This is a genomic window from Streptomyces pseudogriseolus (assembly GCA_002154585.1).
GTDB classification, from domain to species: Bacteria; Actinomycetota; Actinomycetes; order Streptomycetales; family Streptomycetaceae; genus Streptomyces; species Streptomyces pseudogriseolus.
Genome location: MUNG01000760.1, coordinates 1 through 317 on the forward strand (window position 1 = coordinate 1; position 317 = coordinate 317).

At 75.1% G+C, this 317-nt stretch carries 1 pseudogene (running past one end of the window); it reads left to right on the top strand.

Annotated features, from left to right (window positions below):
* Positions 1–71: 71 nt before the first annotated feature.
* Positions 72–317: pseudogene (locus tag CCN29_RS34605) on the top strand (cupin domain-containing protein) (its annotated part continues 203 nt past the right edge of the window); the annotation flags it as partial.

Here is a 317-nt window from a genome sequence, read left to right on the forward strand (position 1 = left end):
CCCGTGACCCGGGCCCCTGCGGCGCCACACCCCCACCGCCCCGCCTCATCGCGCCGAGGACCTCCGTACCCATGAACAGCGACAGCGACCTCCAGATCGCCGGCGACATCCTCGAAGTCCCGCACCTGCTCCAGCCCGAGCGTGAACACCCCGCCACCGTGGCCGAGTTCGCCGGCCTGGCCCGCGCCGTCGCGGCCGACCGCGCCCAGTGGGAGCCGCTCGTGCGCTACGACGCCACCACGCGCTGGTACCACCGGCTGCGCACCGGACCCGGCTACGAGGTGTGGCTGCTGTCCTGGGTGCCCGGCCAGGGCAGC